Annotated in this window: 2 protein-coding genes; both read right to left on the bottom strand. The window is 26.5% G+C overall.

What is annotated here, in order from left to right; genetic code table 11:
* The coding region (locus AJ932_RS08510; RefSeq protein ID WP_044809742.1) for an acetyl-CoA carboxylase biotin carboxylase subunit family protein at nt 1-662 on the bottom strand (662 nt) is incomplete at its 3' end.
* A 44-nt stretch (nt 663-706) separates the two neighbouring features.
* A partial coding sequence (locus AJ932_RS08505; RefSeq protein ID WP_186820610.1) for a hypothetical protein occupies nt 707-952 on the bottom strand: 246 nt, incomplete at its 5' end.

The following is a 952-nucleotide window of genomic DNA, read 5'->3' as shown; positions in this document are numbered from 1 at the left end:
TGTGTTTCTAAAAAATCATTTGCAAATTCGCCTTCTCGTAAATATTCTTCTGTGATAGCTATAATTTGATGTTTACCATGAGAGCTTATAGTTTCTACACTAAATTGTCTACCTTTTAAAACTTCTTCGGCTAAAACGATTTTATTATAAGAGAAATCTTTAGCTTTGTAAAAATATTTTTTTAAATTTTCTTTATCAAATACTTTTACAACTCCTCTTCCAGCACTTCTATCGCTTGGTTTTACAACAACAGGGAAATTAGCAATTTGTTCTAAATCTTTTTCATCTTTGAGTATAAAGTATTTAGCATGATTGATATTGTTTCTTTCAAATACTTTTTTCATTAAGCTTTTATCTGTAGTATTTTTAGCACATTCATAAGAATTAGTTCCAAGATTAAGCTTTTCTCCAATGTAGCATACTGTTAAATTTCCAAGTTCTGTAGCAGCAGTAGCAATACCTACTATATTAAATTTGATAGCTAATTCCAGAATTTTTTCTTTATCAGCAATAGAAATAGGATGAAAATAATCTGCTAAATCTTTGCAAAAACAATTTTCATTGTAGTCAAAAACATGAGTGATAAAATCTTTTTTTGCATGTAACACTAAATCTGCTTGTAAATCACCACCGCCAATAATAAAAAAATGTTTGTTTTTCATAGATTCTCCTAGTAAAAATCTGCTAAAAGATTTTTACTAGGAGTTTAGAAGTGAAGCTTTCCTTTTATATAAATTTCAGGATCCTCATCCTTTGAAATTTTCAAATAATAATAACCCTTAGAATCCATTAGTGATGAAGAATAGGAAAAATTTTCATCATTTTTTACATAAATTCTTTCTTTTACTATCATTTGTGGTTTTAAAGTTTTTAATTTCTTGTAAAACTCATAATCTTCTTTGGTAAAAATCATTTTAACCAGACAAAAATTTTTAGCTTTTGTATTTACTTT

Origin of the sequence: Campylobacter sp. BCW_6873 (genome assembly GCF_001762365.1) — a bacterium.
Classification (GTDB): domain Bacteria; phylum Campylobacterota; class Campylobacteria; order Campylobacterales; family Campylobacteraceae; genus Campylobacter_D; species Campylobacter_D jejuni.
Note: the sequence above shows the minus strand (reverse complement) of the source record. Positions and strands in the feature narration are given on the sequence as shown.